1 pseudogene is annotated in these 304 nt (G+C 67.4%); it reads right to left on the bottom strand.

The features are described from left to right. Positions 1 to 304 (bottom strand): annotated as a pseudogene (locus IVB32_RS40245) (ABC transporter ATP-binding protein/permease); the annotation flags it as partial.

A 304-nucleotide genomic window follows, 5' to 3' on the forward strand; every position in this document is an offset into this window, starting at 1 on the left:
GAGCGGGAAGAATACCGCGGTGAGATGGAAGACGGTGGACGCCTCGCGCTTCTCGATCGCGTCGAAGATCGCCCGATTCCAGACATTGATGCCGTATTGGAAGCCGACGGTGAGGACGATCAGCAGGCCGAGGCCGACGGAGTAGAGCCACGCAAGCCGGTCGCCGTTGCCGCCCCAGAAGCCGCGCGCGCTGATCCAGAAGCGGGTGAGGAGATAGTCCTTGCGGGCCTGCTCGGCCTCTTCAGGCGACAGCTCCGGGTCGGGCTCGACCAGCTCGGGCGGCGGCGGAGCCACTTCCCCGCCG

The sequence above is a fragment of the Bradyrhizobium sp. 23 genome, from assembly GCF_023073295.1.
Lineage (GTDB): Bacteria > Pseudomonadota > Alphaproteobacteria > Rhizobiales > Xanthobacteraceae > Bradyrhizobium > Bradyrhizobium canariense_D.